This is a genomic window from Corynebacterium nasorum (assembly GCF_022345765.1).
Classification (GTDB): Bacteria; Actinomycetota; Actinomycetes; order Mycobacteriales; family Mycobacteriaceae; genus Corynebacterium; species Corynebacterium kefirresidentii.
Window position 1 is genome coordinate 1 of the sequence record NZ_JAKRDR010000004.1, and the last position, 26153, is coordinate 26153.

Here is a 26153-nt window from a genome sequence, read left to right on the forward strand (position 1 = left end):
CATGTCGCGTGGGTGCAAAATGAGCTCAACGAAACACCCCGACAAATCCTCGGCGGCGCAACCCCACGTGAAATACTTAACGAACTATTCAAGCGTGGCGCATCCACCGCTTGATTCCGCCGTCCTGCCTGCAGCGCTGTTGTAGGCCTCAGGAAAGATTACCGATAGCTGGGGTCGCAAACGTTCATTTCTGGCGTGGCTGCGGTTGGATCATTGCCTTGCCATTGACGCTCTACGGCTTGGGCTTTGTGCCTGTGCAGTTAACGGGCACGCTGCTCAGCGAGACTCCGGTGAAAAGTTCCGGTCAGGCTTCGGCTACCCAGAGTACGGTCCACCAGGTCGGTTCCGCGCTGGGTACCGCGGTTTCTGGGTCGGTATATTTCAGGGCCCTTGGGTTAACGTTGCCGAAGACGCTCGAGTCGGCCGGCATCATGGGGCTGGGGGGACGATGGCATAGCAGAACCAACGCGTCCATCAGCCGGTTCCGCTATTGCAGGACTGCGCGCTCAAGGTGGGCATAGCCCCCCTTTGGCGAGCAGACCAGCGTTGTGGTGCAGGCGCTTAGCGATGGCATGACCGAAGCCGTTCGATACTCGATTCTTGCTGCAACGGCATTCCTGGTGCTGGGCTTTATTAGTGCGATGCGGGTTCGCCATGCTGCGAACGAAAGCAGTTTCATGGAGCAACCGAACTGATTTATTGCCAGAAAGTTAGTGTAAGTCTGTTGTTTTCCTGGGCGGATTAGATGAGCATAGTTTTTCCACCTTCAACTACGAGGGCTTGCCCATCCCTCAGCAGTAGGAGATTCCAATCTTGTCCGTACTGCGCAACAGTTTCACTGATGACGTTTATAGAATAAGGACCAGTTGTTCCTTGGGCGTGGGGAATAATGACATACGGAGTGAGATTTAGTCCTGTGTGGTCGGTGAGCTGCGGTGCCGTCCGCGGATCGTCCATGATTGATGCCGGTTCGATTGAAGGTCCTGCAACCATTGCGCCGGCAGAACTTCCAGCGTAAAGCGTGCCGTTCTGGACCGCTTCAACTAGCAGGTGGTCGGTACCAGTGAGTCTCAGCGCATCAAGGAGACGGAATGCCTCGCCGCTCGCAACATAGATGCAGTCGGCTAAGTTGATTTCATTGCGTATGTCGCTCGGTTGCGCCTGCGCCACGGTTAAGGGGATTAGTTCCTCTGCCGCATTGCGAATGGTTGTCAACTCTGTTTGGGCGAACGGGGTTTGGCTCATTCCCGCGGCAGCATCATCGATGTACAGCACTCGCCCCGAAATGTATTTGCTGATTTCTGGGTGTAGGTATGAGGCGAGGAGTAAGTGCATAGGTTTAGTCTACGTGAGCGCCTTATATGCTTGGGGCAGCAATATCGGAGTATTGAATAATCGGAAAAGTCTCGAGACGCCGATCGGAACGATGTCTCGAGACTTCACATGGTGCCCCAGAGTGGATTCGAACCACCGACACCGGCTTTAGGAGAGCCGTGCTCTATCCCCTGAGCTACTGGGGCGGGGTTGCGTGTGCAACTTGGCTAATCATAGCAGTGGGGCAGGGGTGCCCCGAAATGGCTGGGGCTTGGCTTAGCTCTCGGCCAATTCCTTCTGCTTATTGCGCACGGAGGAAGCTGGTGGGTTGGTTTCGTGGGTGCCGTCGGAGTAAAGGACGGTGGGAATGATGCGGTTGCCGTCGTTGACGGATTCAATCCAGGCGTTGATGTCCTCGGTGTTGTCGGCCTCGACGTCGACAAGCTCGTACGGGGTTTCGGTGCGGTCTAGGTTTTTGATGAGCTTGGCGCAGAAGGGGCACCAGTCGGCGTAGAAGATGGTGACGTCGGAGTTGGTTTCTGGGGTAGTAACAGACATTAGGCTGCATCCTTTCGGTCGTAGGTTAAAAAGCGGTATTTGATGGGGAGATCGCTGGCCTCTTGGTCCGGAAGCTCTAGGTGACCGTTGTCGGAGGTGAGCCAGTCGGTGCTGTGGGCGAGGCCGAATTCCTCGGGGATTTCGGGGGCGTAGATGGACCTATCGCCATAAGCATCCCCGATATTGACGCCCATGAGGGTGACCTCAATGCGGTCAACCTGATCCAGGGTGGCGGTGTAGATTTGGCCGCCGCCGATGACCCAGGCGTCGGAAAGTGGGGGCATAGCGGTGATGACCTGGGCGCCGGCGGACCACTGGCCGGGCGTGCGGGAGGAGAGCACGTAATTCTCCCGGCCAGGAAGGGGGCGGAATTTAGGATTGAGCGACTCCCAGGTCTTCCGCCCCATGATGACCGGCGCGCCCATGGTCACGTCCTTAAAGTGCTTGAGGTCTTCCGGCACGTGCCAGGGCATTTGTGCGCCATCGCCAATGATTCCATCGAGGGACTGTGCCCAGATTGCGCCCAACATTAAACGGATACCTGCGCCTTGATGGTGGGGTGGGGGTCATAGCCCTCAATCTCAAAGTCGGCGAAGTCATAGGAGAACATGTCTTCCGCCTTGTGCAGGTTGAGCTGCGGGTACGGGCGCGGCTCGCGGGAGAGCTGCTCTTTGACCTGCTCCACGTGGTCGTTATAGATATGGCAATCGCCGCCGGTCCAGATGAGCTCGCCCACCTTGAGACCGGCCTGCTGGGCAAACATGTGGGTCAGCGCCGCGTAGGAGGCGATATTGAACGGAACACCTAAGAACATATCGGCCGAGCGCTGGTAGACCTGCATGGACAAGGTGCCATCGGCCACGTAGAGCTGGAAGAGCAGGTGGCAGGGCATCAGCGCCATCTTGTCTAGCTCCGCGACGTTCCACGCGGAGACCAAGTTGCGGCGCGAGTCCGGGTTGTTCTTGAGGGTATCCAGCGCTTGCTGGATCTGGTCAATGTGCTGGCCATCCGGGGTAGGCCAGGAGCGCCACTGCACGCCGTAGACCGGCCCTAGCTCGCCATTGTCATCCGCCCACTCATTCCAGATGCGGACCTTATTGTCCTGCAGGAACTTGATATTGGATTCGCCTTTGAGGAACCACAAAAGCTCGCCCAATACCGCGTGGAAATAGACCTTCTTGGTGGTCAGCAGCGGGAAAGACTCGGCCAGGTTATAACGCAGCTGCGCGCCAAAGATGGAGCGCGTGCCGGTGCCGGTGCGGTCGCCTTTGGGCGTGCCGGTCTCTAGGACCTTCTTCAGCAGATCCTCATACGGGGTCTCAATCATGCGCACTAGTTTAGAATCCGCCGTGCTCCTCGGCAAAGGCCTGGGCGTGCTCCAGGATTTCATCCTTGAGCTCGGGGCGGCAGATGAGGATATCCGGGATGAAGGTGTCCTCATTATTGAACCGGATTTCGGAGCCGTCGAGGCGGCAGCAGTGCAGACCGGAAGCTTGTGCGACGCCCACCGGGGCGGCCTGATCCCACTCGTACTGGCCACCGGCGTGGATATAACCGTCATAATCGCCGAGCAGCACGTGCATGGCCTTGGCACCCGCGGAGCCGACGCCCACGATTTCATAGCCCATTTTCTCCGCAATATAGTCGGCTACCTTGGGCGGGCGATTGCGGGAGACGACGAACTTCTTAGATAGCGGGCCGGTGACCGCCCGAACGTCCGAGGACTTGAAGGTAACGCCGAGATCCGGCAGGCCCACCGCCGCGTGGATAGGAATACCATTTTCTACCAGGGCGATGTGCACGGCCCAGTCTTGGCGGCCGGTGGCAAATTCCTTAGTGCCGTCGAGCGGATCCACGATCCACACGCGGTCCTTCTTGAGGCGAGTGAGGTCATCGGAGGCTTCCTCAGAGAGCATGCCGTCCTGGGGGCGGTGCTGTTCAAGCACGCGGGCGATCCATTCTTGGGCGGCTTCATCGCCGGCGTCGCCAAGCGAAAGGCCCCGTAGCAGGCCCCCGTTGCGCACGCCTTTAAGGATCTCACCGCAGCCCTGGGCGAGGGAATTGGTCAGGCGGGAATCAGAAATCTCGACGGTCATGGTGCCCACATTACAACGCGGACTAGAGTGTGGGCATGCCAGAAAACATCCTCGACCGCTTCCGGCCCCAAGTAGCGCAGTGGTTTCGGGATGTATTTGCCGCCCCCACCGCCGTGCAGGCGCAGGCCTGGGAGAAGATTTCCCGCGGTGAGCACGCCCTTGTAGTGGCCCCTACCGGTTCCGGTAAGACGCTCGCTGCGTTCTTGTGGGCGCTGAATAATTTGGTTGAGCGCGAAGGCCAGCTGGCGCTGCCGGTGGGCTCTGGTGCATCGGGATCCGCCGCTGGAGTGAAGGTGCTGTATATTTCCCCGCTTAAGGCGCTGGGTGTGGACGTGGAAAATAACCTGCGCGCCCCGCTGACAGGTATCGCGCGCACCGCGGAGAACCTAGGCCTGGATGTCCCGGATATTTCGGTGGGCGTGCGCTCGGGCGATACGCCCTCCGCGGAGCGTGCGCGGCAGGTGCGCAAGCCGCCGGATATCTTGATTACCACCCCGGAGTCAGCCTATTTGATGCTTACCTCTAAGGCAGCGGGGATTTTAAAGACGGTGGATACCGTCATTATCGATGAGATTCATGCCCTGGCTGGCACCAAGCGCGGCGTGCACCTGGCGCTGACCTTGGAGCGCCTACAGCAGGTGGCAGGGGACTTCCAGCGCATTGGACTTTCCGCCACCGTGCGTCCGCTGTCTGCGGTATCGAATTTCTTAGGCGGCAACCGCCCAGTAGAAATTGTCGCGCCGGCCGCGGAGAAGAAGTGGCAGCTGGACGTGCATGTGCCGGTAGAGGATATGTCCGATTTGCCCACACCGGAGCAAGGCTCCACCATCGGGGAGATGACGGTGGATGATGCGATTGGCATCAGCTCTCCTTCCGTGGATGAGTCCGCGCTGCCCACGGCCAAGTCCATCTGGCCGTTTATTGAAGATGACCTCTATGCGGAAATCATGGCGCATCGCTCCACACTGGTATTTGTCAACTCTCGGCGCACGGCCGAGCGGCTGACCAGCCGGCTCAATGAGCTCTATGCGCAAGAGCATGATCCGGATTCGCTGTCGCCCGAAACCCGCCGGGACCCAGCCCAGCTGATGAAGCAGGTCGACGTCGCCGGCAAGGCCCCGGCGGTTATCGCCCGCGCCCACCACGGCTCGGTGTCTAAGGATGAGCGCGCGATGACTGAAACCATGCTGAAAGAAGGCACGCTCAAGGCCGTGGTGGCCACGAGCTCGTTGGAACTGGGCATCGATATGGGTGCAGTGGAGCTAGTCGTGCAGGTGGAATCGCCGCCTTCCGTGGCCTCCGGCTTGCAGCGCGTGGGCCGCGCCGGGCACTTTGTGGGCGCGGTCTCGCACGGGTCCTTCTATCCCAAGCACCGCGCGGATCTGGTGCAGTCCACGCTGACGGTATCGCGGATGCGCGCCGGGCTCATTGAGGAAATGCATACCCCGCGCAACCCGTTGGATGTGCTAGCACAGCAGACGGTGGCGGCCGTGGCTGCGGCCGGCGAGGACGGGCTCGATGCCGATGAGTGGTACGAGATGGTCCGCCGCGCTTGGCCCTACCGCGATCTGGCGCGGGAGGTCTATGACTCCGTACTGGACCTGGTAAGCGGTGTGTATCCGTCCACGGACTTTGCGGAACTTAAACCCCGCGTGGTCTATGACCGAGTGACGGGAGTGATGACCGCGCGGCCTGGTGCTCAGCGGGTGGCCGTGACCAGCGGCGGCACGATTCCGGATAGGGGCATGTTTGGAGTATTCCTCTATACCGGTTCGGGTGAGGGCTCCGGTGGCGCTCCGCGCCGAGTAGGCGAGCTGGACGAGGAGATGGTTTATGAGTCCCGGGTAGGTGATGTATTTACCTTGGGCGCTACCAGTTGGCGCATCGAGGACATTACGCGCGACCAGGTATTGGTCACGCCCGCGCCGGGGCATACCGGGCGCCTGCCGTTTTGGAATGGCGATGGCACGGGCCGCCCCTATGAATTGGGCAAGGCGCTAGGTGAGTATCGCCGCGAGGTCTTTTCCTCGCCGGATATCATTGCGGATGCCGATGATAATGCGCGCTCCAATATCGTGGCCTATCTGCAGGAGCAAAATGAAGCAACCGGTGTCATCCCGGATGAAAGGACGTTGGTGCTCGAGCGCTTCCGCGATGAGTTGGGCGATTGGCGCGTGGTGCTGCATACCCCGTTTGGCCGGCCGGTCAACTCCGCATGGGCGCTAGCAGTAGGCGCCCGGGTGGGCGAACGCACCGGCATGGATCCGCAGGCCGTGGCTGGCGATGATGGCATCGTGCTGCGCCTGCCGGAGGCAGAATCCGAGCCCGATGGGGCCATCTTCGCCTTCGATGCCGATGAGATAGCGGATATCGTGGCCGAGCAAGTGGGCAACTCCGCGCTCTTTGCCTCCCGCTTCCGCGAGTGTGCGGCGCGTGCGCTGTTATTGCCTCGGCGCAATCCCGGCAAGCGCGCGCCGTTGTGGCAGCAGCGCCAGCGCGCCGAACAGCTTTTGGACGTTGCGCGCAAGTACCCGTCCTTTCCCATCATCTTGGAGACGGTGCGCGAGTGCGTCCAGGACGTCTACGATGTCCCAGCTCTTACGGAAGTCATGCGGGAGCTGGGCCACCGCCGCATCCGTATTGCGGAGGTCACCACCGAACAGCCCTCGCCATTTGCCTCTTCGCTGCTGTTTAACTACACCGGCGCGTTCATGTACGAGGGCGATTCCCCATTAGCAGAAAAGCGCGCGGCCGCCCTGGCCCTCGACCCTGCGCTATTGGCCAAATTGCTCGGCACGGTGGAGCTGCGCGAGTTGCTCGATCCAGAGATTATCGCCGAGGTCCACGCCCAGCTCCAACGCACCGATCCCTCGCGCCGAGCTCGTACCACCGAGGAGGTGGCGGACCTGCTGCGCGTGCTCGGGCCGATTCCCGTAGACGAGCTGGGCGAGCACACCGACGTGCCGCTATCCGCACTGGACCAGCTGGGCACGCGGATTATGCGCGTGCGCATTGGCGGGCGCGAGCACTTGGCCCAGTCCCAGGATGCACCCCTGCTTCGCGACGCCCTCGGTATCCCCATTCCTCCCGGCATCCCCGCCCAAGTGGCAACCATTTCTGATGCCTTGCCGCAGCTGGTCTCGCGCTGGGCGCGCACCCGTGGGCCCTTCGTGTTGCGCGATCTCACCGCGGCCTTCGGCATTTCCGTCTCTGCCGCGCATACCGTCCTCGGCGCGCTTGATGGGGTAGTAGAAGGCCGCTACCGCCAGGGCGTCGACGAGCAGGAATACTGCGCCGCAGCGGTGCTCAAGACCATCCGCTCGCGTTCGCTCGCCGCCGCGCGTGCTGCTACCGAGCCGGTATCAGGTGCCACTTTTGCCCGCTTTTTGCCGGAGTGGCATAGCATCGCACCGGCCGGAAAGCGCCCGGCCCTGCGCGGGGCCGATGGCGTCTTTTCCGTCATCGAGCAGCTAGCCGGGGTGCGCCTGCCGGCCTCCGCGTGGGAATCGCTCATCCTGCCCGCGCGGGTGGGAGATTATTCGCCCACCATGCTCGATGAGCTCACTTCCAATGGCGAGGTGCTCATCCTCGGCGCCGGCAAGGCCGGTGCGGCAGACCCCTGGATCATGCTGCTGCCTTCTGACTACGCGGCCCAGCTAGCCCCGGAAACCGATGGCGAGGGCGTGAGCATGCTGCAGCGCGCCATCCTTGATGTCTTGGGCCGCGGCGGCGGCTTCCTCTTTGCCGATATCGCCGCCGAGGTCCCCGGCACTACCGAGGAAACCCGTGAGGCCCTCTGGGGTTTGGTGGAGATGGGCTTGGTAAGCCCCGATTCCTTCGCGCCGTTGCGTACCCGGTTGTCTTCCGGCGGTTCGCGCTCAGGCCGCACCGCGCATCGCTCAAAGCGGCGGCCCACCCGCTCTCGCCTGCGCATGGGGCGCACCTCTTTTGCCCAAGCACACAATGCTGCGGCCGCGCAGACCCCGCCCGATGTCATGGGCCGATGGTCGCTGGCTGTGTCTGCCGCTACCGATGCCACCTCGCGGTCTGTGGCACACGGCGAGGCTTGGCTCGACCGCTACGGCGTGCTCACCCGCGGCTCCGTCGTGGCCGAAGACGTGCTCGGTGGCTTTGCGCTGGCCTATAAGGTGCTCTCCGGCTTCGAAGAATCCGGCAAGGCCATGCGCGGCTATGTCATCGATGGGCTGGGCGCCGCCCAATTTTCTACCCCCGCCATCATCGACCGCCTGCGCGGCCTGGCCGATTCCCCGGATGTTACCGGCTGGCCGTCTGGAACCACCGAGCCCGAAACCTTTGTCCTCGCCGCCTGCGACCCGGCCAATCCCTACGGTGCGGCCCTGCCGTGGCCGCAGCGCGACGATGCCGACGGCAAAGCCGCCGGCGGGCCTACCCGTGCGGCCGGCGCGCTGGTAGTGCTTATCGACGGCCTACCCATCGCCCACCTCACCCGCGGCGGGAAAACCCTCACCACCTTCCTGGAATCGCTGCCGGGAGGCATCGACCCGGCGGAGGTATATCCCCGCCTGGTAGGCGCGCTCACGGATATGGTTGCAAGGGGAGTGCTGTCCCCGTTGGTTATCGAAAAGTGCAATGGCAGCCCCATTCATAAAACCGATGCGGCGGCCCACCTGCGCGACGCCGGCGCCGGCATAACGCCTAAGGGCGTGCGCATCTCTGCCCGCGCCGCCGCCCCGCGCACCCCACGTGCAGGACGCCGCGCGAGCGAGGCCATCGAAGAACTCAGTTTTGATGACCCACCACCCGCTCCGCGCAATAATGGTGGCTTCCGCCCGCGCGGCGGGTACCGTCGCTAAAGATCCACTGGAGGTGTTATGCCCGAAGGCGATTCCGTCCTGCAGCTATCCAACCGCCTGCAGTTCATGGCCGGCCGCGAGGTCACCGGCTGTTCCGTACGCGTGCCGCGCTACGCCACCGCGCACCTAGACGGCATGGTGTGCGAGCGCGTCTGGCCCTACGGCAAGCACCTGTTCATGCAATTCGACCAGACCATCGTGCACACCCACCTCAAGATGGAAGGTACCTGGGCCATCCACTACGCAGGCGATCGCTGGCGCAAGCCCGGACATACCGCGCGCATCGTCCTGCAGCTAGCCAACGCCCCGCGCGATATTGAGGTCGTTGGTCACCAGCTAGGCTTCGTGGATATCTATCCCGCCGACCAATACCACCAACGCATCGCCCACCTCGGACCGGATATTCTCGACCCCGACTGGGACCGCGAAGAAGCCCTGCGGCGGCTCAATAACCGTCCCCAACGCGCCATTGGCGCGGCGCTGCTCGACCAAAAGGTCGTCGCTGGCATCGGCAATGAATACCGCGCCGAGGCCTGTTTCCTAGCAGGGGTGCACCCGGCCACACCAGTATCCGAGGTGGATACCGCCCGCATCCTCGACATCTCTCGGCGCATCATGTGGGCCAACCGCACCTCCCCGGTGCGCGTGACCACCGGCGTGCGCCGCGCCGGGGAGACCACCTATGTCTTCGGGCGCAATCGCAAGCGCTGCCGCCGCTGCGGCACCTTCATTACCAAGGGCGCACTCGGCGGTGTGGATGCCGGCGGCGATGAAGGCGAACTCGAGCGCATCATCTGGTGGTGCCCACATTGTCAGCCACTTCACCCCGCGCACTAAGACTCCCGCGCTAGTGTGGGGGACATGCGTACCTTTCTTAACATCGTTTGGTTTATCACCGGCGGGTTCCTCCTAGCCCTTGCCTATTTCCTCTTTGGCATCATTGCCTGCATCTTCATCGTCACCATCCCCGCGGGCGTGGCGTCGTTCCGCATGGCTAACTTCGCCCTGTGGCCATTTGGCCGCTCGGTGGTGCAGCCGGTGAAGGGCAGCGGCTCCATGTCCACCTTCTCCAATGTCGTGTGGTTCGTAGTCGCCGGCCTGTGGCTGGCCATTGGCCACGTCACTACCGCAGCGGCGCAGGTAGTGACCATCGTGGGCATTCCGGCCGCGCTGGCCAACCTGAAGATGATCCCGGTGACCTGCTTCCCATTTGGCCGCCGAATTGTGAACTCGGAGGACATTCCCTTCGGCTGGGAGCCGATGGTCAAGCTCTAAACCGCATTCCGCTGACAAAACAAGCACGTTCTGCCCAATTTCGCGCTGATTTAGGGCAGAACGTGCTTGTTTTACATCTCCGTGGGGCGAGCGAGGCCATAAAGCAGCCGCGTTATCCGTTCCGCCGAGTGGGTGGGAGGGGATAAGGCGGCTCAAAGTGGGCGTTAGCGGTTGGAGCGATACCAACCGATGAGCTCGTCGGTGGATTGGTCGCCGGATGCGGCTTCTTCCTTGCCGGAGACTGCCGGTGCCAGGTTATTGGCCTGCTGCTTGCCCAGCTCTACGCCCCACTGGTCGAAGGAGTTGATATCCCAGATAACGCCCTGGGTAAACACGATGTGCTCGTAGAGGGCGATGAGCGCGCCCAGAACGGCGGGGGTCAGCTCCTCGGCCAGGATGGTGGTGGTCGGGCGGTTGCCTGGCATGACCTTGTGCGGCACGATGGCCTCATCGACGCCCTCCGCCGCGATTTCTTCCGCGGTTTTGCCAAAGGCCAGGACCTTGGTCTGGGCAAAGAAGTTGCCCATGAGCAGATCATGCATGGAGCCGGAGCCATCGGCGGTGGGGAAGTCCTGCTTCGGGCGGGCAAACCCAATAAAGTCCGCCGGGATGAGGCGGGTGCCTTGGTGCATGAGCTGGAAGAAAGCGTGCTGGCCATTGGTGCCTGGCTCGCCCCAGTAGATTTCGCCGGTAGACGGGACGGTGACCGCGGTGCCGTCGCGGCGTACGGACTTGCCATTAGATTCCATGGTCAGCTGCTGCAGGTAGGCCGGGAAACGGCCGAGGTCCTGCGAATAGGGCAGCACGGCGTGAGTTTGGGCGCCGAAGAAGTTGGTGTACCAGACACCGAGGAGACCCATAAGTGCGGGGACGTTTTCTTCCAGTGGGGTAGTGCGGAAGTGCTCGTCCATGGCGTGGAAGCCCTCGAGGAAGCGCATGAAGTCCATCGGACCAATGGTGCACATAAGGGATAAGCCAATGGCACAATCCACGGAGTAGCGGCCGCCAACCCAATTCCAAAACGGGAACATATTCTCGGTATCGATGCCGAATTCGGCTACCTTTTCCGCATTGGTGGATACGGCGACAAAGTGCTTTGCTACGGCGGATTCATCGCCATCGAATTGCTCGATGAGCCAGCGGCGCGCGGCGTGTGCGTTGGTCAGCGTCTCTTGGGTAGTGAAGGTCTTGGAGGCGATGATAAATAGGGTGGATTCTGCATCCAGGCCATCGAGGGTGGCGGCCATATCGGCGGGGTCCACGTTGGAAACGAACTCTGCGGAGATGCCAGCGACCTCGTAGGAGCGCAATGCCTTAGCTGCCATGGCCGGACCAAGGTCGGAGCCGCCGATGCCGATATTGACTACCTTTTTGATGGTGTGGCCGGTGTGTCCCAGCCAGGAGCCGGAGCGCAGCGCGGTGGCGAAGTCGCGCATGCGGCCTAAGACCTCGTGGACATCGGCGGCAACGTCCTGGCCGTCAACAGTCAAGTCATCTTCGACCGGGACGCGCAGCGCGGTATGCAATACAGCGCGGTCTTCGGTGTTATTGATGTGCTCGCCGGCGAACATGGCATCGCGGCGGGCCTCAAGGTCGGCGGCCTTGGCTACTTCCACCAGCTGCTTGACGACGTCCCCGTCGATCAGGTTCTTCGACAGATCAACGTGCAATCCGGCGGCGTCGAAAGTGAAGTTGCGGGCGCGGTCTGCATCGGCGGCAAAAAGCTCGCGGAGGTTGAGGTCCTTTTTGTCCTCATATGCCTTCGCGAGCTCGCTCCACTGGGCAGATGCGGTGATATCCATGATGGTTGGCCTTTCTGGCAACTAGCGCATTGGCAACATTTACCTCTCCCACCGTAGTCCAGAAAGGGCAACCGCGTCGGGCCCTTCTAGAGGATGAGTGCGCCTGCCCAGCCGGCGATGAGCAGCGGAATATTGAAGTGGATAAAGGTGGGTATGACCGAGTCGCGGATGTGGTCGTGCTGGCCGTCCGCGCCGAGGCCCGCGGTGGGGCCGAGGGTGGAATCGGAGGCGGGAGAGCCGGCGTCGCCAAGCGCGCCTGCAGTGCCAATGAGCGCAACGGTGGCCGCGGGACTAAAGTCCAGCGACATGCACAGCGGAACGTAGATAACGGAAATAATGGGCAGCGTGGAAAACGACGAGCCGATGCCCATGGTGACTACCAAGCCCACCACCAGCATGGCACCGGCGGAAAGGACCTTATTGGTGCCAAAGAGGTTAGCGGTGGCATCCACCAGTGGGCCGACCTCATTGGTGGCCGTCATGACCGAGGCAAAGCCCTGGGCGGTGATCATGATGAAGCCGATGAGTGCCATCATCTTCATGCCATTGGTGAAAACGTCATCGGCATGCTTCCAATCCACCGCGCCGGTCAGTAGCAAAATACCCAGGCCGGTCAGTGCGCCGACCATGAGGCCATCGGATTCGAAGTCGAGCGCCTGCATGACAATCTGCACCGCAAAGGTGGCAATGATGGCCACGACGGAAACCCAGACCTTATAGGTAGAAGGGGTCTCTTGGTGCTCCGCAGCGGCGATGGGTAGGTCCTTATAGTTACGCGGCTTGCGGTAGCTAAAGAAAATAGCGATGAGCAGGCCTGCGAGCATACCGAGCGCCGGCACACCCATAACCTGCATGATATTGATATCCGAGGTATCCAACCCTGCCTGCTGGATATTAAATAACAGGATGTCGTTTAAGTAGATGGAGCCAAAGCCCACCGGGATGAACATGTAGGTGGTAATAAGGCCAAAGGTCAGGCAGGTGGTAATGAGCCGGCGGTCTAGGCGCAGCTTATTCATCACCTTAAGCAGCGGCGGAACGATAAGTGGAATGAAAGCAATGTGAACCGGGATGAGGTTTTGGCTCATCACGGACATGGCGATGAGGCCGAGGATGAGCATCCACTTGGTGGCTAGGGCCGCCTTGGGATCCGCTTCGCCGCTGCCGCCGAGCTTGCGAATGAGGAAGTTCGCCAGGATTTGCGGCAGCCCGGCTGAGGCCACGCCCATCGCAAAAGCGCCCAAGAGGGCATAGCTCAGCGCAATCTTGGCGCCGCCGCCCAAGCCATCTTGGAAGGCAACCATGGTGGCATCGAGTCCCATGCCGGACATGAGCCCGCCGACGATGGCACCCAAGAAGAGAGCCACCACCACATGCACGCGCAAAAGGGCGAGCACGAGCATGACTATGACGGCGATGAGAACTGCATTCATGCTTAGCCAGGATACTGCATAGTATCGGCTGGCCAGTAATTATTCGGCTAGCCCAACCGCCCGCGGCCCATGCGCAGCAGCGCCGAGGCAATAGTGGGGCCTTCCTCGCCGAGTTCATCGCGGAACTGATTCAAAATTGCAATCTCGCGCGTGTGAACGAGACGGGTGCCGCCGGAGCTCATGCGGGTGCGGCCGATGGCCTGGGAGACTTCCGTGCGGCGCTTGGCAGCATCCAAAATGATGCGGTCCATGCGGTTGATTTCTTCGCGATATTGTTGGATCTCCGCATCAGAAAGGGGATCATCCGTGCCCGAGGGCGTGCGGATGTCCAAGCCATTATTGACGATGTCCTTATTATCTTCTGCGGTCATAAAACCATATTGTGCCACCCGTTCGTGCAAAAGGAAATAGCAGCTCGCACGGCGGATACGGGACGTGTCCGAGGGGGCTAGTAGGTTGGTAGGCATTATGAACGAAAACTCTCCTTTTAGTCCTTCCCCGTCTAGCGGTGGTGCGCCCGCCCCAAGCCCCTTCGGTGGCTTCGGCGCACCGCGCGGGGCGAGCCCGCAACCCGAATCCTCTGATGCTTTGACCGAGGGCCTTAACCCACAGCAGCTTGAGGCCGTAACCCACTCTGGAAGCCCGCTGCTCATTGTGGCCGGCGCCGGTTCCGGTAAGACCGCCGTGCTTACCCGGCGTATTGCTTATCTCATGCGCCACCGTGGGGTAAATCCGTGGGAGATCCTCGCCATTACCTTTACCAATAAGGCCGCCGCGGAAATGAAGGAGCGCGTGGGCGGGCTAGTTGGCCCTGTGGCCGAGCGCATGTGGGTATCTACCTTCCACTCCATCTGCGTGCGCATCCTGCGTCAAAATGCGCAGCTCGTCCCAGGCCTTAATACCAACTTCACCATCTACGATGGCGATGATGCCCGCCGGCTTTTGTCCATGATTGCCAAGGACATGCAGCTGGATCTGAAAAAATACACCCCGCGGGTGCTGGCCAATCAGATTTCAAACCACAAAAACGAGCTCATTGGCCCCGAATCCGCGCTGGAGGCGGCGCAACAGACCAAGAATCCTTTTGATACCACCGTGGCCCAGGTCTATGCCGAATACCAGCGCCGCTTGCGCGCGGCCAATGCCGTGGACTTTGATGATCTCATCGGTGAGGTGGTGCGGATCTTCACCCAGCACCAGCAGGTGGTGGAATTTTATCGGCGGCGCTTTAAGCACGTGCTTATTGACGAGTACCAGGACACCAACCACGCCCAGTATGCGCTGGTTGCTGCGCTCGTGGGCAGGGGAGAGCTCGGCCCTGACGCGCCCGAGCTGTGCGTGGTGGGCGACTCCGACCAGTCCATTTATGCCTTCCGTGGTGCGACCATCCGCAATATCCAGGAATTCGAGCGCGACTACCCGCAAGCACATACCATCCTGTTGGAGCAGAATTATCGCTCTACCCAGACCATTCTCAATGCGGCCAACGCCGTTATTGCTAAAAATGAGAACCGACGCGAGAAGAACCTGTGGACGGCCCACGGTGAAGGCGAGCAGATCGTGGGCTACGTTGCCGATAACGAGCACGATGAGGCGCGGTTCATCGCCTCCGAGATTGATTCCTTGGCGGATAAGGGGCGCAGCTATTCCGATATCGCGGTCATGTACCGCACCAATAATGCCTCCCGTGCGCTGGAAGATATCTTCATCCGCTCCGGAATTCCCTACAAGGTGGTCGGTGGAACGCGCTTTTATGAGCGGCGTGAAATCCGCGATATGGTGGCCTACCTGCGCATCCTGGATAACCCGGATGATACGGTGAGCCTGCGCCGCATTATCAATGTGCCCAAGCGCGCCATTGGGGATAAAGCACAAGGGCACATTGCCCTCCATGCAGAAAACCACGGCATTAGCTTTGGCAAGGCGCTTGCCGATGTCCCTCGTGGCGAAGTGCCTGGCCTAGCCACCCGGGCCATTAACGCGGTCACCAAATTCAACGAGATGATGGAGGGCATCCGCAATCAGATCCCTTCCATGCGCGATGAGGTTACTGGCCAGCCGGATTTGGGTGAGCTGCTCACCGCCATTTTGGATGCCACGGGATACAAGGCGGAATTGGAAAACTCGAACGATCCGCAAGATGGCGCGCGCCTCGATAACTTGAATGAGTTGGTATCGGTGGCACGCGAATTTACCTCAGAGGCCGCGAACCAGCTGGCTGCTTCGGGTGCAGATGCAGTGGATCCTTCCGAGTTAGTGGAGGAGGGTGAGGCCGCGCCGGGCTCGCTGCAGGCCTTCTTGGAAAAGGTGTCGCTGGTGGCTGATGCTGATCAGATTCCTGACTCGGAGACTGGCGTGGTCACCATGATGACTCTGCACACCGCAAAGGGCCTCGAGTTCCCCGTGGTCTTTTTGACCGGCTGGGAGGATGGCCAATTCCCGCATATGCGCTCTCTCGGTGACCCGAAGGAGTTGAGCGAGGAGCGCCGCTTAGCCTATGTGGGCATTACTCGTGCCCGTGAACAGTTGTATCTCACCCGTGCCATCTTGCGCTCGGCTTGGGGCAACCCGGTGACTAATCCTGCCAGCCGCTTCCTCGGCGAGGTCCCTGCAGACCTCATCAACTGGCAGCGCGAAGACTCCGATAGTTCCCTAACCGGTGCGTGGGGTGAGGACGATTACCAATATGGTCGTTCCTACGGCCGCGACTGGTCTGGGTGGGGCAGAGGTGGGGCCCGCGGTGGCCAGTGCGCTGCGTCTTCCCCATCGCAACGCACTAGCAAGCCGGCGGCAACCTCAATGCCTAAGAACAATAACTTCAACCTGGCCGTGGGTGACCGTGTCAATCACGCTAAGTACGGGCTCGGTACCGTTATTGAGACGTCGGGCTCCGGTAAGCGTGCCACGGTCACCGTGGACTTTGGTTCTTCCGGTAAGGTCCGGCTGATGCTCATCGGCGGAGTGCCGATGGAAAAGCTCTAGACCGAAATGCCGCGCTCGTTGAACCAGGAGACTGGGTCAACGGGTGCTCCACCACCTGGGTGAATCTCAAAGTGGAGGTGCGGGCCCGTGGAGTGGCCCTCGTTGCCAATGCCGGCGATCTCTTGACCCGCGGTCACGTGGTCGCCCACATTTACCTTGAGCTGGTCTGCCGACATGTGGCCGTAGACGGAGATGGTGCCGTCATCGTGCTGGATGCGGATCCAGTTGCCAAAGCCCTGTGCTGGCCCGGAGTTGATGACGGTGCCGTCCATGACCGCCACAATCGGGGTGCCCACGGAGTTTGCTACGTCGATGCCGTTGTGCATGGTGCCCCAGCGCTGGCCGAAGCCGGAGGTAAGGGTGCCGGAGGTAGGAAAGACCACTGTATTGCCCGCGGAGTCCTTGCCGCGCTTCGTGGTGAGTCCAGAGTGATTTCCCTGGGGAGCGAATGCTTCTTTCAATCCCGGTACAGAACCCGGATCCAAGACGATATTTACTCCGCCGGATTCGTTTCCATCTACCTGCGGGGTAGCCTCGCCGTTGAGAACGCCTACGGTAGTGGTGGCCAAGCCCACGAGGGCGTCGACCACACCGGCGTCATCTACGTTCGTAGCGGTGGGCTCGGAAGAGCCGTCCGATACGTCCACGCTAGCCACTGGCTCTGCAGCAAAAGCGGTGGTGCCGGTAGCAAGTACGGTACCGAGCGTAACGATGCTCAGCGCCACGTTCTTGCGTGCGCGGTTCATGCGCTTCATATCTTAAGTCCTTTTCATGGCTTGCATGGTCTCGGGACGCTTGCGCCCTAGTGAGGGCGGCGTCTTGCAACTGCCAACCGCGACACGCCGAAAGCTGAAATGCTTGCGTTCGAAATCGCTCGTGGCAACGAGTTAAAAGTTAGCCCGCCTGAACGGCCCGCGCAATCTTAAAAAACGCTGGTAGCGGCGGAAAAAATTCGAAATTATTCGAACATGCCAGCTTGTTGCGCGTGTTACGAATGTGACTAGAGTGGCGTGTGTGAAGCGTTGGTTTAGGGACTGGGGGTAGACTTTGGGGGTGGGTATGCCGCTCTGGAAATGGCGTGTTGCGTTCAAACCCAGTGATTAGCGGAAAATGTGTATTTACCTGCGACAAGGCTGAGCGCTGGACTTGCCTGTGCGGCGCAATTTGTGTCTAGGTCCGGTGGTGGAGCGCTTGTCTCGACGGGGCTTGCCATTTGTTGGAGGCGCAATGGGAAGGCTGCGACGCACTTGAGTCGTCTTGGGGAAGGTTGGCTGCAGCCGCGGTGGTCGGGAGCCGGCGCTGGTGTCTTTAGGGGCAATTGTGGACATGAAAAAGCGCCGCAGGAAAGCCACTGCGGCGCTTAACAAGAAGGTGTTTGGGTGGGAGCCTTAGAGGTCGATGCCTCGCTCAGCCAGCCAAGGCTGCGGATCGATTGCCTCGCCACCGTTCGGGTGAACTTCGAAGTGGAGGTGGGAGCCGGTGGAAAAGCCCATCGAGCCCATGCCGGCGATCTTCTGGCCGGCATGCACGTGCTCGCCAACGGCCACGTCAAGGGTCTGCATGTGACCATAAACGGTCATGGTGCCGTCGTCGTGCATGATGCGGATCCACTGGCCAAAGCCGGAAGCTGGACCGGAGTCGATGACCGTACCATCCATGACGGCAAGGATGGGGGTGCCGGGAGAGTTGGCGATGTCGACGCCCTTGTGGAAGGTGCCCCAGCGCATAGCGAATGGGGATGTGAATGCACCCTCGGCTGGGCGGGCTACGGACGGTGCGCGAGCGGCTTCGTCAGCGGCGGCGCGCTCCTCGGAAGCCTGGATGGCCTTGTTGAGCTGATCGGATAGATCTGCAACCGGCTTTGCTTCAGCTACATTGAGGATCTGCGGAGTGGTATCAACGGGGGCCTCAGCAGCGTCCTCAACCTGGGTGGAATCAGAAGCGAGCTCGAAGTCAACGGACTGCGTCTTGGTAGTGGCCGCGTCATCAGACTGGATGTTTGCAGCGGCTGCGCCACCTACGCCGGCGGTGGATACGGCACCTGCCGCAACCGTCATTACGGCGATGCGGCCCTTCGCGGTCTGCGAGGTGACAATCTTGCGATGGCGACCGGCGCCACGCTGAACTTTGCTTCGCATTAGGTCTTCTTTCGTCTTTTTCACAATCTGCGCAATCTGAGTGTTACGTCCCCACCGAGTTAGTTACGAGATTGTGACCTTCTTGTTACCAACGAGATGTAACAGTAGCGTCTCGAAAAGATAACAGCAACCCAAATTAAGAAATTTTTAGGCGTTGCTCGAGGGAATTGCCCACGAGCAGGCAACATAATCCGAATGGCATATTATTACTGCGACCAAGATTCCACTCGGGCTGCGTGTGGGTCGTATAAAACCGATAACTTTCCATTCATGTTACTGTAGCCAGAGTTAAAGGTGTGAAACCGGGGTAGATTTTATACTCCTAATATATATGTGTGGTCAAGGTGCAGGGGTGTCGCCGGTGATTTTATGGCTACCTCGTCGCGCCACCCCAGATCTGCTGCCGGAAAGTGGCAAAGTGGACGCCGATGAACAAAAACACCAGCCCCCATTCTCGGTCAACGCCCCGCCCGCGTAGCCAGGCGCGGGGCAGGACGGTGCGCACGGAGCGCACCCCACGCGCGCCCCATCCCAGCGGGGCCCGCCAGCCCTCTGGATCGGCGCAACGTGTCGCCCGAAAGGCCGGATCTAAAGCCAAAGCGCGCCGTACTCCTGCGCCGCTGACTAGGGCCGGCCGCATCCGACGCATGCTTATCACGGCGGCAGTGCCCAACGTGGTCATTGTCCTTATCATTATGGCCATTGCCCTCGGTGGTCTTATGCTGGCCGGCTCACCCATGGCGTGGTGGTACACCATCGTGGCGGAGTCATGGATGGTCTTTAACCTCGCGCCAGTCTCGGCGGCCGAAGTGCACATGTCTTTCTTGCCCGCCTTACCCGCGCTCATCTTGGCTGCGGTCGTGGCAGTCCGCGTGCGTAACGCGGTTAAGCACAAGGTCAGCGTCAAAGACTTGCTTATTCTTCTTAGCTGCGTCCTTGGCGTGCCAGTGGTATTTACCATCATCGCCTGGCTGATGCTGTGGGACGCGGGCAAGGTCTATGATGTCTCCCCGCCAAACCTGGCACAGGCTTTGCTGCGGGTTATTGTTCTACATCTTGCTGCTATGGCAGCCGGCATGGGCTCGCGCTTGTGGCGGGCATTGGCCAAGCGTTATGGGGTGCCGCGCCAGATTGTCGACGCCACTCAGATCGCCCTTCGCTACCTCGGCTACCTAGCCATTGGTGCCGCCGTAGTCTTTGCGGTGGTTTTCCTCCTCAATATTTCTCGCCAGGGCGAGATGATGGATGAATATCCCACGGTCTCCGGTCTAGGTGTGGCCGGACTAGTGCTAGTGAGCCTGCTATACATTCCCAATGCCATCGTCAGCACCGCTGCGGTGGTGGTGGGCTCAGAGTTTTCCATCGGCGAAGGTTCGGTCAGCCTCTTTAGTGCCCACCTCGTGCCGTTGCCACCGCTGCCGATTACCGGTGGAATCCCGGCCTCCGCGCCTAGCTGGGCCGTAGTGCTTCTAGTTGTCCCGCTCGGCGCCGCAATCTACGCCCTATATAAAAAGCGGCCAAGCTTCCAGGACGTACTAGTAGCTACGGTGGCCTCCGCGGTAGTGATGTTTATTGCCTGCTACCTTGTCAGCGGCGACCTTGGCTACTACGGCGCCACCGGTCCGATTCTGTGGACCGCCGCAGGCCTAACCGCCCTGTGGATGGCCGTTGTCGGCAGCGCCGTTGCCGCAGGTTTTGCCTTTGTGGCATGGCGCGCGGCGCGCACGGCACGTGTCACGGCCCCTGATACTCCCGATTCGGATGCCGCTGAAGACGACGCCCCTGAGGCCGCCGCTGAAACCGACGAGACCCCAGTTGAACCGGAGCGCGAGCCCATCACCGATCCAGAGATCGTTGACGCCGAAGTAGTTGAGAACGAGCCCGATGACTCCGCCCCTGACGCAGCCGCGGATGGGGAAGAAGGCACCCCAGCTGAGGATGCGGCGAAGCAGCAGGAGGAACCGGAGGAATCTGAGAAACACGAGGAATCGGACGAACCTGAGGACGCTGAGGAGAAGAAAAGGGGCGTCGCCAAGCCGGTTAGCCAACAGCTCAAGGACCAAATGGGGGAGAGCGAGCAGGCTTCCTCGAGCGAAAATTCCTCCGCGGAAGGGGAGAGAGACTAGGCTATAGCGCGTGACTTCACCGATGCCTCCGCGCTATACCGCTGACCCTGAACGCCTCCGAGTGGTGGTGCTCGTTTCTGGAACGGGTTCACTGCTGCAAGCCATCGTGGATGCCCAAGCAGGGCACTACCAAGTGGTGAAGGTGGTGGCGGATAAGGAATGCCACGGTATTTCGCGCGCACAGGACCACGGGATCGATACCGAGGTCGTGGCGCTAGGTGCCGATCGCGCCGAATGGAATCAACGTCTGGTTGACGCAGTAGATGCTGCGCAGCCAGACGTTGTTGTTTCTGCGGGCTTTATGAAGATCCTGGGAAAGGAATTTCTTGACCGCTTCGAAGGCCGCACCATCAATACCCACCCGGCGCTGCTGCCAGCTTTCAAGGGAGCGCACGCCGTGCGCGACGCCCTAGACTATGGCGTGAAGATCACCGGCTCTACCGTCCATTTTGTGGATTCGGGAGTGGATACCGGACCCATCATCGCGCAGCGATCCGTAGCCATCATGGCGGACGATGATGAGTCCACTCTCCACGAGCGCATCAAACAAGTAGAGCGCGATCTCATCGTGGAGGTGCTGCGCGCAGCAGACGTCCACAATGAGGAACTTATTATTCAACTCGCAGACTAAGACTTTTCGAAAGGCTTAATCCTCCTCATGAGCGAAGACCGCAAGCAGGTAAAGCGCGCTCTTATCAGCGTGTACGACAAGACCGGGCTGGAGGATCTGGCCCGCGCCCTCGATAAGGCAGGCGTAGAAATCGTCTCCACCGGCTCCACCGCGAAGAAGATCGCGGACCTAGGCATCGAGGTCACTCCGGTAGAAAAGCTCACCGGCTTCCCAGAGTGCTTGGAAGGCCGCGTCAAGACGCTGCACCCGCGCGTTCACGCCGGCATCCTGGCCGATACCCGCAAGGAAGAACACCTCAACCAGCTCGCCGAGCTCGAGGTAGAGCCTTTCCAGCTCGTCGTGGTCAACCTGTACCCCTTCCGCGAGACCGTCGCTTCTGGCGCGGACTTCGATGGCTGCGTGGAACAGATCGATATCGGCGGCCCGTCTATGGTGCGCGCGGCCGCTAAGAATCACCCGTCTGTTGCCGTGGTAGTAGATCCCTCCCGTTATGACGAGGCTGTGGAGGCCATCAACAACGGGGGCTTTACTCTAGAGCAGCGCCGCGGCTTGGCCCGCGACGCCTTCCTGCATACCGCGGATTATGATGCGGCCGTCTCCGCCTGGTTTGTGGACCAGCTGAGCGAGGAAGGCCAAACCACCCCGCTGCGCTATGGCGAAAACTCCCACCAAAAGGCCACCATCACCCGCATCGGTTCTACGGGCCTTGCCAATGCCACCCAGTTCAACGGCAAGGAGATGAGCTACAACAACTACCAGGATGCGGATGCCGCCTGGCGCGCCGCTTGGGACCACGAGCGCCCCTGCGTTGCAATTATTAAGCACACCAATCCTTGTGGCATTGCCGTTTCTGAAGACTCCATCGCCGCCGCCCATCGCGCAGCGCATGCGTGTGACCCGATGTCCGCCTTCGGCGGCGTCATCGCCGTCAACCGCGAGGTCACCGTGGAGATGGCCGAGCAGGTCAAGGAAATCTTTACCGAGGTCATCGTCGCTCCTTCCTACGAGGACGGCGCCATCGAGGTCCTCAAGGCCAAGAAGAACCTGCGCGTGCTGCAAGCAGAACACGAAGACCAGCACGAAGAGCGCAAGTACATCTCCGGCGGCGTGCTCACTCAAGAGCCAGATAGCTACCAGGCCGAGGGCGATGACCCAGCAAACTGGACCCTGGCCGCAGGTGAGGCCCTCAACGAGTCCGATATGGCCGAGCTCGAGTTCGCATGGCGCACCGTGCGCGCGGTGAAATCCAATGCGATCTTGCTGGCTAAGGACAATGCCACCGTGGGCGTGGGTATGGGCCAGGTCAACCGCGTTGACTCTGCCAAGCTCGCCGTCGAGCGTGCCAATACCCTGGCCGATGGTGCCAACCGCACCAAGGGCTCCTTCGCAGCTTCCGACGCCTTCTTCCCATTCGCCGATGGTTTGCAGGTGCTTCTCGACGCCGGCGTGAAGGCCGTAGTCCAGCCCGGCGGCTCCATCCGTGACGAGGAAGTCATTGCAGCGGCCAAGGAAGCCGGCGTTACGCTGTACCTGACTGGCACCCGCCACTTCGCCCACTAGCCTAAGCTAGGTTTCATGACGTTCCCTATCCGCCGGGCCTGGGGTCCGGCAGTTGCCCTCAGCGCCTGCGCACTCTCCCTGGGCGCGTGCGCAGGCGCTGAGCATGCGGCGGATAATTCCCCTACCTTTGTCAATACCGAGGCACGCGGCACAGCCGATCCCCTCTACGGGGAGACCACGGCTGCAACGACTGCGGCCTCATCCACAGCCCCTGATGCCGAGCGCGCCCCGTCCGACTCCACGGAACCTCCGGCCGCAGCCCCTGCCGATGACGTTCAAGCCGTGCTTGACCGCATTGTGGCGCAGCATGGAAATGTGGGCATTGCGGTCTCCGATGGCACCTCTACTGTCGAGGCTGGGCGCACCGCTCCCGAAGCCGCGTGGTCAACCTCCAAGGTGCCCGTGCTTATTGCGGCGCATCGTACCGGTGTTGCCGATAGTCAGCTGGTGTCCTCTGCAATTACTTACTCCGATAACGAGGCCGCCAAGGCCGCATGGGCAGCATTAGGCGAGCCGACCGTGGCCGCACAGGCCGCCCAAAGCGTTATTGCGGAGGCAGGCGATACCGCCACCCAAGTCCAATCCCGGGTCACCCGCCCGGAATTTACGGCCTTTGGTCAAACCATGTGGAGCGTGGGCAACCAGGCTAAGTTTATGGCTGGGTTGCGCTGCGTGGACGGAGCTCAGCCGATTATAGACGCCATGGGAGTCGCCGATCCTGCACAAAGCTATGGCCTACGCACCCAGCCGGGCGCCTTGATGAAGGGCGGCTGGGGACCGAACCCTGCCGGTTCCTACGATGTGCGCCAGATGGGTATCGTCCGGTTGGGCGGGCATGACGTCGCCGTAGCATTAATTGCCTCGTCCCCTGATGGGCAGTACGCCTCCACCCAAGCGGTTCTTACCTCTATGGTCGAGGAACTAGCTCAAGCCGATACGCAGTGGCCCAGCCCCGCCTGCTAGGCCTGTCATTAGAAAGGAAAGCTTATGCCTTATCGCTCTCGCCTCCGCCTGCTTATCGCCGCGGGGTTCGTCCCACTCGTGGCCGCCAGCCTCGCGCTCAGCGGCTGCAGCAACGCCAAGGATGAAGCTGCCCCTAGCTTTAAAGGCCAGGGTAGTGGAATGACCACGGTCGACAACGCCGATAAAGAAGACAAGAGTGGCGAGGAAACCACGGCTGCGCAAGAGACCGCAACGAAAGATGAGGAAACCCCCGAGGAGCCACCGGTAGTTACGGTCACGCAGACAGAAAAGCAGGAATCACCATCCTCTTCCGGCGGAGGTCAGAAGAGTGGTGTGGGTAACTATATTTCCAACTTCAACGAGTACGGATGGCTGGATGGCGGTTACGCCAACTGTCAGCGCTTTGAGCGTGCCTTATTCGCCGGCTCTGGTCCCGACGGCAGGGCCATCATTTGTGAAACCGGCGGCGGCTACAAGGTCTATCGCTCGTCGATGTTTGATGGTCAGTTCCAAACGGACGACGTTACCCAGGACGGGAATAACTACTACGTCAATGCGGATCCCTCGATTATCGTGGTGACCCCGAGTGGCGTCAGCGTGCGCGAGGGAGGCGGATTGGCCGCCACGGGAGAGTTCACGGAGTCGTGGCAGCGCTGATGAGGGGTTAGCGCGACTTCTTCTTTTTGCGGTCGGCCGCTGCGGCGGCGGCTGCGGAGATGGAGTCGTTGCGATTCTTCAATAGCTCGAGGGTAGTTTCCTCGGCGTTATCGGGAACGGAGGCACCGAGGACGGCTAAGGCGGCGTCGGCAAGCATAGCGGCCGTCTTCGGCACCGATTGGGAAGCATCGAACGGCGGGGTGCCGTTATTGGTCCGCATTTCGATGACGGATAGCGCAATGTGGAAGGGAAGCTCCACGCGGGGATCCTCCTCGCCCACAATGGCGGCGGCGGTAGAGCGGAAATGATTCTGCAGGCGGTCGCGTGATTCGTGGTATTCGGAAAACTCCGGAGAATTAGCCACCGGCAGCTGATATAGGCGTCCCACGTTCCAGCCGCTGGTGAGCAGTAGACGTGATTCCGCGGCGACCAAAGACCACAGGCGCTGAGCCGGATCCGCATCGGTGCCGGCCAGCTCATCGGCCAACTCCAAGGAAGGCTCGATGGTGGAATTGAGCAGCGTAAGGAAAATCTCCGTCTTGGACGGAAAGTGGTAGTACAAAGAGGCCTGGCGGATGCCAACCGCATCTGCAATCTGGTGCGTGGATGTGGTAGCAAACCCTTGAGTAGTGAAAAGCTCGGAGGAGGCGTCCAAGATCTCCTCTCGGGCGCTATTTCCCCTGCGCCGCGGGCTGTGTTTACGCGGCCTACCGACGGTGCCTGCCATGCGGTGGGACGCCTCCTTTCACAAAAAGAAATTGCTTTTAATTACCAACTGTACAATCTTATGCCCGACTAGGTACTGCTTCCGAATCCGCACCTTAGGGACTATTTATATTCTTCTGTCTGCTGGGTAATGGACTCAAACACGGCCGAGACAATACGGCATGCCGAGCCATAAGCAGTGCGGTCCAACGGTGGAAGATCCCGCAGCGTGGCTGGACGGTCGCTGACGCGCTCGTACCAACGGCGCAACTCTAATGCATAGCCGGTACGCCACGCTAGATCCAAAGACTCTGCGTCGGTGGCGGTGAGGACAGCGCGCTCAACGCCAATCGCCAGGCGATCTACCGTCGGGCGAGGCCCCGGCGCCGCCCAGCGAGCGATAGCTGCAATGGGGGAGAGCAGTGTCGCCTTGATGTCCACAGCAGCATCTCGGTCCGGCAGGCCGTCCACCATTTTCAGAGTAGGCGGGCGCTTGGTCAAAGCTTCTTCCAGGAGTGCTTGTTCTCCGCCGTTTCCCAAGGGAAGGCCGGCATCGACGCGCGCGGCAATCGAATCGGCGGCCTCGTGAGCCTGGAGGCCGACATCAGAAAAGACTTCCTGGAGATCGGAATCCTGGCCAATCCACTCCACGGGCATAGATGGCAGCTGGTCGCCCCGAGCGGCAGCACCGGTAAGGCGTACCGGTGAGTTGACCCCAGGGGAGCGAACGATATCTACCAACAAGTGGGAATACCAGTGAGACAATTCAATCTCATTGTCTTGGTGAGCGACCGCATTGCGCAAGATATCTTGGGCCTCTGCGAGCAGCCCGCGGGCTGTAGCGCGGGACTGGCAGTGCGGGGCAAGCTCGGAGAGATCGAGTAGGGATTGGTGTAGGGCCATTGCTCACTGCCTTTCACTAGTGCGAAGCCGGTGCTTCCCCCAGCGGCTGCGGGGCGCACGAATGCTTTAAATCTAACACCTTGGCCGCGTGGGCTGAATATGTGGGTGTAAAGGCGGGAGTAAGAGGGAGAAAACGACTATCGCCGCCTGCCCTCGAGGAGGGAGGCGGCGAAAG

The 26153-nt window shown here is 60.7% G+C and carries 22 protein-coding genes and 1 tRNA gene; 9 read left to right on the plus strand and 14 right to left on the minus strand.

All coding sequences use genetic code 11. The features are described from left to right. Positions 1–741: 741 nt before the first annotated feature. The 6 genes from MHK04_RS04335 to MHK04_RS04360 all read right to left on the minus strand — a co-directional run bounded on the left by MHK04_RS04335 (position 742) and on the right by MHK04_RS04360 (position 3968). Positions 742–1335 (minus strand): Type 1 glutamine amidotransferase-like domain-containing protein, encoded by a 594-nt coding sequence (locus MHK04_RS04335; RefSeq protein ID WP_239207966.1) that lies wholly within the window; start codon positions 1333–1335, stop codon positions 742–744. Positions 1336–1444: 109 nt separating this feature from the next. After that, positions 1445–1520: transfer RNA gene (locus tag MHK04_RS04340), tRNA-Arg, on the minus strand. Positions 1521–1590: 70 nt separating this feature from the next. Then, positions 1591–1872, minus strand: coding sequence for a glutaredoxin domain-containing protein (locus tag MHK04_RS04345; RefSeq protein WP_023021997.1), 282 nt, complete (start codon positions 1870–1872; stop codon positions 1591–1593). Continuing rightward, on the minus strand, positions 1872–2402 hold the full coding sequence (locus tag MHK04_RS04350; RefSeq protein ID WP_239207967.1) for a dihydrofolate reductase: 531 nt from the start codon (positions 2400–2402) through the stop codon (positions 1872–1874). Before MHK04_RS04350 ends, MHK04_RS04345 begins: the two co-directional genes overlap by 1 nt. Next, positions 2402–3199 carry a thymidylate synthase gene (locus MHK04_RS04355; RefSeq protein WP_239194190.1) on the minus strand — a complete coding sequence of 266 codons (798 nt, stop codon included), beginning with the start codon at positions 3197–3199 and terminating at the stop codon, positions 2402–2404. Before MHK04_RS04355 ends, MHK04_RS04350 begins: the two co-directional genes overlap by 1 nt. Before the next feature lie 10 nt (positions 3200–3209). Beyond that, positions 3210–3968 carry a 3'(2'),5'-bisphosphate nucleotidase CysQ gene (locus tag MHK04_RS04360; protein ID WP_239207968.1) on the minus strand — a complete coding sequence of 253 codons (759 nt, stop codon included), beginning with the start codon at positions 3966–3968 and terminating at the stop codon, positions 3210–3212. Between the two features lie 35 nt (positions 3969–4003). Here MHK04_RS04360 and MHK04_RS04365 point away from each other — a divergent pair, with 35 nt between their 5' ends. Genes MHK04_RS04365 through MHK04_RS04375 form a run of 3 tightly spaced genes read left to right on the plus strand, consistent with a single transcriptional unit; the run spans position 4004 to position 10078 of the window. Then, the gene (locus MHK04_RS04365) at positions 4004–8803 is read left to right on the plus strand and encodes an ATP-dependent helicase (RefSeq protein WP_239207969.1); all 4800 of its coding nucleotides are present in this window, start codon (positions 4004–4006) and stop codon (positions 8801–8803) included. Positions 8804–8821: 18 nt separating this feature from the next. Beyond that, entirely contained in the window at positions 8822–9640 is an 819-nt protein-coding gene (locus tag MHK04_RS04370; protein ID WP_200287950.1) for a DNA-formamidopyrimidine glycosylase family protein, read from the plus strand. Positions 9641–9664: 24 nt separating this feature from the next. After that, positions 9665–10078 carry a YccF domain-containing protein gene (locus tag MHK04_RS04375; RefSeq protein ID WP_200287948.1) on the plus strand — a complete coding sequence of 138 codons (414 nt, stop codon included), beginning with the start codon at positions 9665–9667 and terminating at the stop codon, positions 10076–10078. Positions 10079–10242: 164 nt separating this feature from the next. On the opposite strand, the gene pgi is transcribed toward MHK04_RS04375, so the two are convergent. The 3 genes from pgi to MHK04_RS04390 all read right to left on the minus strand — a co-directional run bounded on the left by pgi (position 10243) and on the right by MHK04_RS04390 (position 13684). Further along, on the minus strand, positions 10243–11880 hold the full coding sequence (gene pgi / locus MHK04_RS04380; protein ID WP_239207970.1) for a glucose-6-phosphate isomerase: 1638 nt from the start codon (positions 11878–11880) through the stop codon (positions 10243–10245). An 86-nt stretch (positions 11881–11966) separates the two neighbouring features. Further along, positions 11967–13313: a Na+/H+ antiporter family protein gene (locus tag MHK04_RS04385; RefSeq protein ID WP_239207971.1), complete on the minus strand. Its 1347-nt coding sequence runs from the start codon at positions 13311–13313 to the stop codon at positions 11967–11969. A 47-nt stretch (positions 13314–13360) separates the two neighbouring features. Next, complete coding sequence (locus MHK04_RS04390) at positions 13361–13684, minus strand: chorismate mutase (protein ID WP_239207972.1); 324 nt, start codon at positions 13682–13684, stop codon at positions 13361–13363. A gap of 97 nt (positions 13685–13781) precedes the next feature. On the opposite strand from MHK04_RS04390, the gene pcrA reads away from it, so the two are divergent. Further along, a complete protein-coding gene (gene pcrA / locus MHK04_RS04395; protein WP_239207973.1) occupies positions 13782–16295 on the plus strand; it encodes a DNA helicase PcrA in 2514 nt (837 codons plus the stop codon). Here pcrA and MHK04_RS04400 read toward each other — a convergent pair. From MHK04_RS04400 to MHK04_RS04410, 3 genes are all read right to left on the minus strand, one after another. Continuing rightward, positions 16292–17050 carry a M23 family metallopeptidase gene (locus MHK04_RS04400; RefSeq protein WP_023021986.1) on the minus strand — a complete coding sequence of 253 codons (759 nt, stop codon included), beginning with the start codon at positions 17048–17050 and terminating at the stop codon, positions 16292–16294. The two genes, pcrA and MHK04_RS04400, sit on opposite strands and share 4 nt — an antisense overlap. 633 nt (positions 17051–17683) lie before the next feature. Then, positions 17684–18433, minus strand: a complete 750-nt coding sequence (locus MHK04_RS04405; RefSeq protein WP_023021985.1) for a M23 family metallopeptidase — start codon at positions 18431–18433, stop codon at positions 17684–17686. A 373-nt stretch (positions 18434–18806) separates the two neighbouring features. Further along, a complete protein-coding gene (locus MHK04_RS04410) occupies positions 18807–19031 on the minus strand; it encodes a hypothetical protein (protein ID WP_167371308.1) in 225 nt (74 codons plus the stop codon). Between the two features lie 49 nt (positions 19032–19080). Between MHK04_RS04410 and MHK04_RS04415 the strand changes: the two genes are divergently transcribed. The 5 genes from MHK04_RS04415 to MHK04_RS04435 are packed head-to-tail and all read left to right on the plus strand — an operon-like array spanning position 19081 to position 24370. Beyond that, positions 19081–20559, plus strand: coding sequence for a cell division protein PerM (locus tag MHK04_RS04415; protein WP_023027763.1), 1479 nt, complete (start codon positions 19081–19083; stop codon positions 20557–20559). A gap of 22 nt (positions 20560–20581) precedes the next feature. After that, the gene (gene purN, locus MHK04_RS04420) at positions 20582–21190 is read left to right on the plus strand and encodes a phosphoribosylglycinamide formyltransferase (protein ID WP_023021983.1); all 609 of its coding nucleotides are present in this window, start codon (positions 20582–20584) and stop codon (positions 21188–21190) included. Between the two features lie 27 nt (positions 21191–21217). Then, the gene (gene purH, locus MHK04_RS04425) at positions 21218–22750 is read left to right on the plus strand and encodes a bifunctional phosphoribosylaminoimidazolecarboxamide formyltransferase/IMP cyclohydrolase (protein ID WP_239207974.1); all 1533 of its coding nucleotides are present in this window, start codon (positions 21218–21220) and stop codon (positions 22748–22750) included. Between the two features lie 15 nt (positions 22751–22765). Then, a complete protein-coding gene (locus tag MHK04_RS04430) occupies positions 22766–23713 on the plus strand; it encodes a serine hydrolase (protein WP_239207975.1) in 948 nt (315 codons plus the stop codon). Between the two features lie 24 nt (positions 23714–23737). After that, positions 23738–24370, plus strand: a complete 633-nt coding sequence (locus MHK04_RS04435; protein ID WP_239207976.1) for a hypothetical protein — start codon at positions 23738–23740, stop codon at positions 24368–24370. Between the two features lie 7 nt (positions 24371–24377). Here the strand turns inward: MHK04_RS04435 and MHK04_RS04440 are convergent, their stop codons facing one another. Together MHK04_RS04440 and MHK04_RS04445 are read right to left on the minus strand one after the other, a co-directional pair. After that, complete coding sequence (locus MHK04_RS04440) at positions 24378–25097, minus strand: TetR/AcrR family transcriptional regulator (RefSeq protein WP_239207977.1); 720 nt, start codon at positions 25095–25097, stop codon at positions 24378–24380. Between the two features lie 101 nt (positions 25098–25198). Further along, a complete protein-coding gene (locus tag MHK04_RS04445; protein ID WP_239207978.1) occupies positions 25199–25978 on the minus strand; it encodes a putative nucleotidyltransferase substrate binding domain-containing protein in 780 nt (259 codons plus the stop codon). Positions 25979–26153 lie beyond the last annotated feature (175 nt).

Coding starts and splice junctions, on each gene's coding strand:
- MHK04_RS04335 (WP_239207966.1), bottom strand. CDS start 1,335: ATGCACTTACTCCTCGCCTCATACCTACACCCAGAAATCAGCAAATAC.
- MHK04_RS04345 (WP_023021997.1), bottom strand. CDS start 1,872: ATGTCTGTTACTACCCCAGAAACCAACTCCGACGTCACCATCTTCTAC.
- MHK04_RS04350 (WP_239207967.1), bottom strand. CDS start 2,402: ATGTTGGGCGCAATCTGGGCACAGTCCCTCGATGGAATCATTGGCGAT.
- MHK04_RS04355 (WP_239194190.1), bottom strand. CDS start 3,199: ATGATTGAGACCCCGTATGAGGATCTGCTGAAGAAGGTCCTAGAGACC.
- MHK04_RS04360 (WP_239207968.1), bottom strand. CDS start 3,968: ATGACCGTCGAGATTTCTGATTCCCGCCTGACCAATTCCCTCGCCCAG.
- MHK04_RS04365 (WP_239207969.1), top strand. CDS start 4,004: ATGCCAGAAAACATCCTCGACCGCTTCCGGCCCCAAGTAGCGCAGTGG.
- MHK04_RS04370 (WP_200287950.1), top strand. CDS start 8,822: ATGCCCGAAGGCGATTCCGTCCTGCAGCTATCCAACCGCCTGCAGTTC.
- MHK04_RS04375 (WP_200287948.1), top strand. CDS start 9,665: ATGCGTACCTTTCTTAACATCGTTTGGTTTATCACCGGCGGGTTCCTC.
- pgi (WP_239207970.1), bottom strand. CDS start 11,880: ATGGATATCACCGCATCTGCCCAGTGGAGCGAGCTCGCGAAGGCATAT.
- MHK04_RS04385 (WP_239207971.1), bottom strand. CDS start 13,313: ATGAATGCAGTTCTCATCGCCGTCATAGTCATGCTCGTGCTCGCCCTT.
- MHK04_RS04390 (WP_239207972.1), bottom strand. CDS start 13,684: ATGACCGCAGAAGATAATAAGGACATCGTCAATAATGGCTTGGACATC.
- pcrA (WP_239207973.1), top strand. CDS start 13,782: ATGAACGAAAACTCTCCTTTTAGTCCTTCCCCGTCTAGCGGTGGTGCG.
- MHK04_RS04400 (WP_023021986.1), bottom strand. CDS start 17,050: ATGAAGCGCATGAACCGCGCACGCAAGAACGTGGCGCTGAGCATCGTT.
- MHK04_RS04405 (WP_023021985.1), bottom strand. CDS start 18,433: ATGCGAAGCAAAGTTCAGCGTGGCGCCGGTCGCCATCGCAAGATTGTC.
- MHK04_RS04415 (WP_023027763.1), top strand. CDS start 19,081: ATGCTTATCACGGCGGCAGTGCCCAACGTGGTCATTGTCCTTATCATT.
- purN (WP_023021983.1), top strand. CDS start 20,582: ATGCCTCCGCGCTATACCGCTGACCCTGAACGCCTCCGAGTGGTGGTG.
- purH (WP_239207974.1), top strand. CDS start 21,218: ATGAGCGAAGACCGCAAGCAGGTAAAGCGCGCTCTTATCAGCGTGTAC.
- MHK04_RS04430 (WP_239207975.1), top strand. CDS start 22,766: ATGACGTTCCCTATCCGCCGGGCCTGGGGTCCGGCAGTTGCCCTCAGC.
- MHK04_RS04435 (WP_239207976.1), top strand. CDS start 23,738: ATGCCTTATCGCTCTCGCCTCCGCCTGCTTATCGCCGCGGGGTTCGTC.
- MHK04_RS04440 (WP_239207977.1), bottom strand. CDS start 25,097: ATGGCAGGCACCGTCGGTAGGCCGCGTAAACACAGCCCGCGGCGCAGG.
- MHK04_RS04445 (WP_239207978.1), bottom strand. CDS start 25,978: ATGGCCCTACACCAATCCCTACTCGATCTCTCCGAGCTTGCCCCGCAC.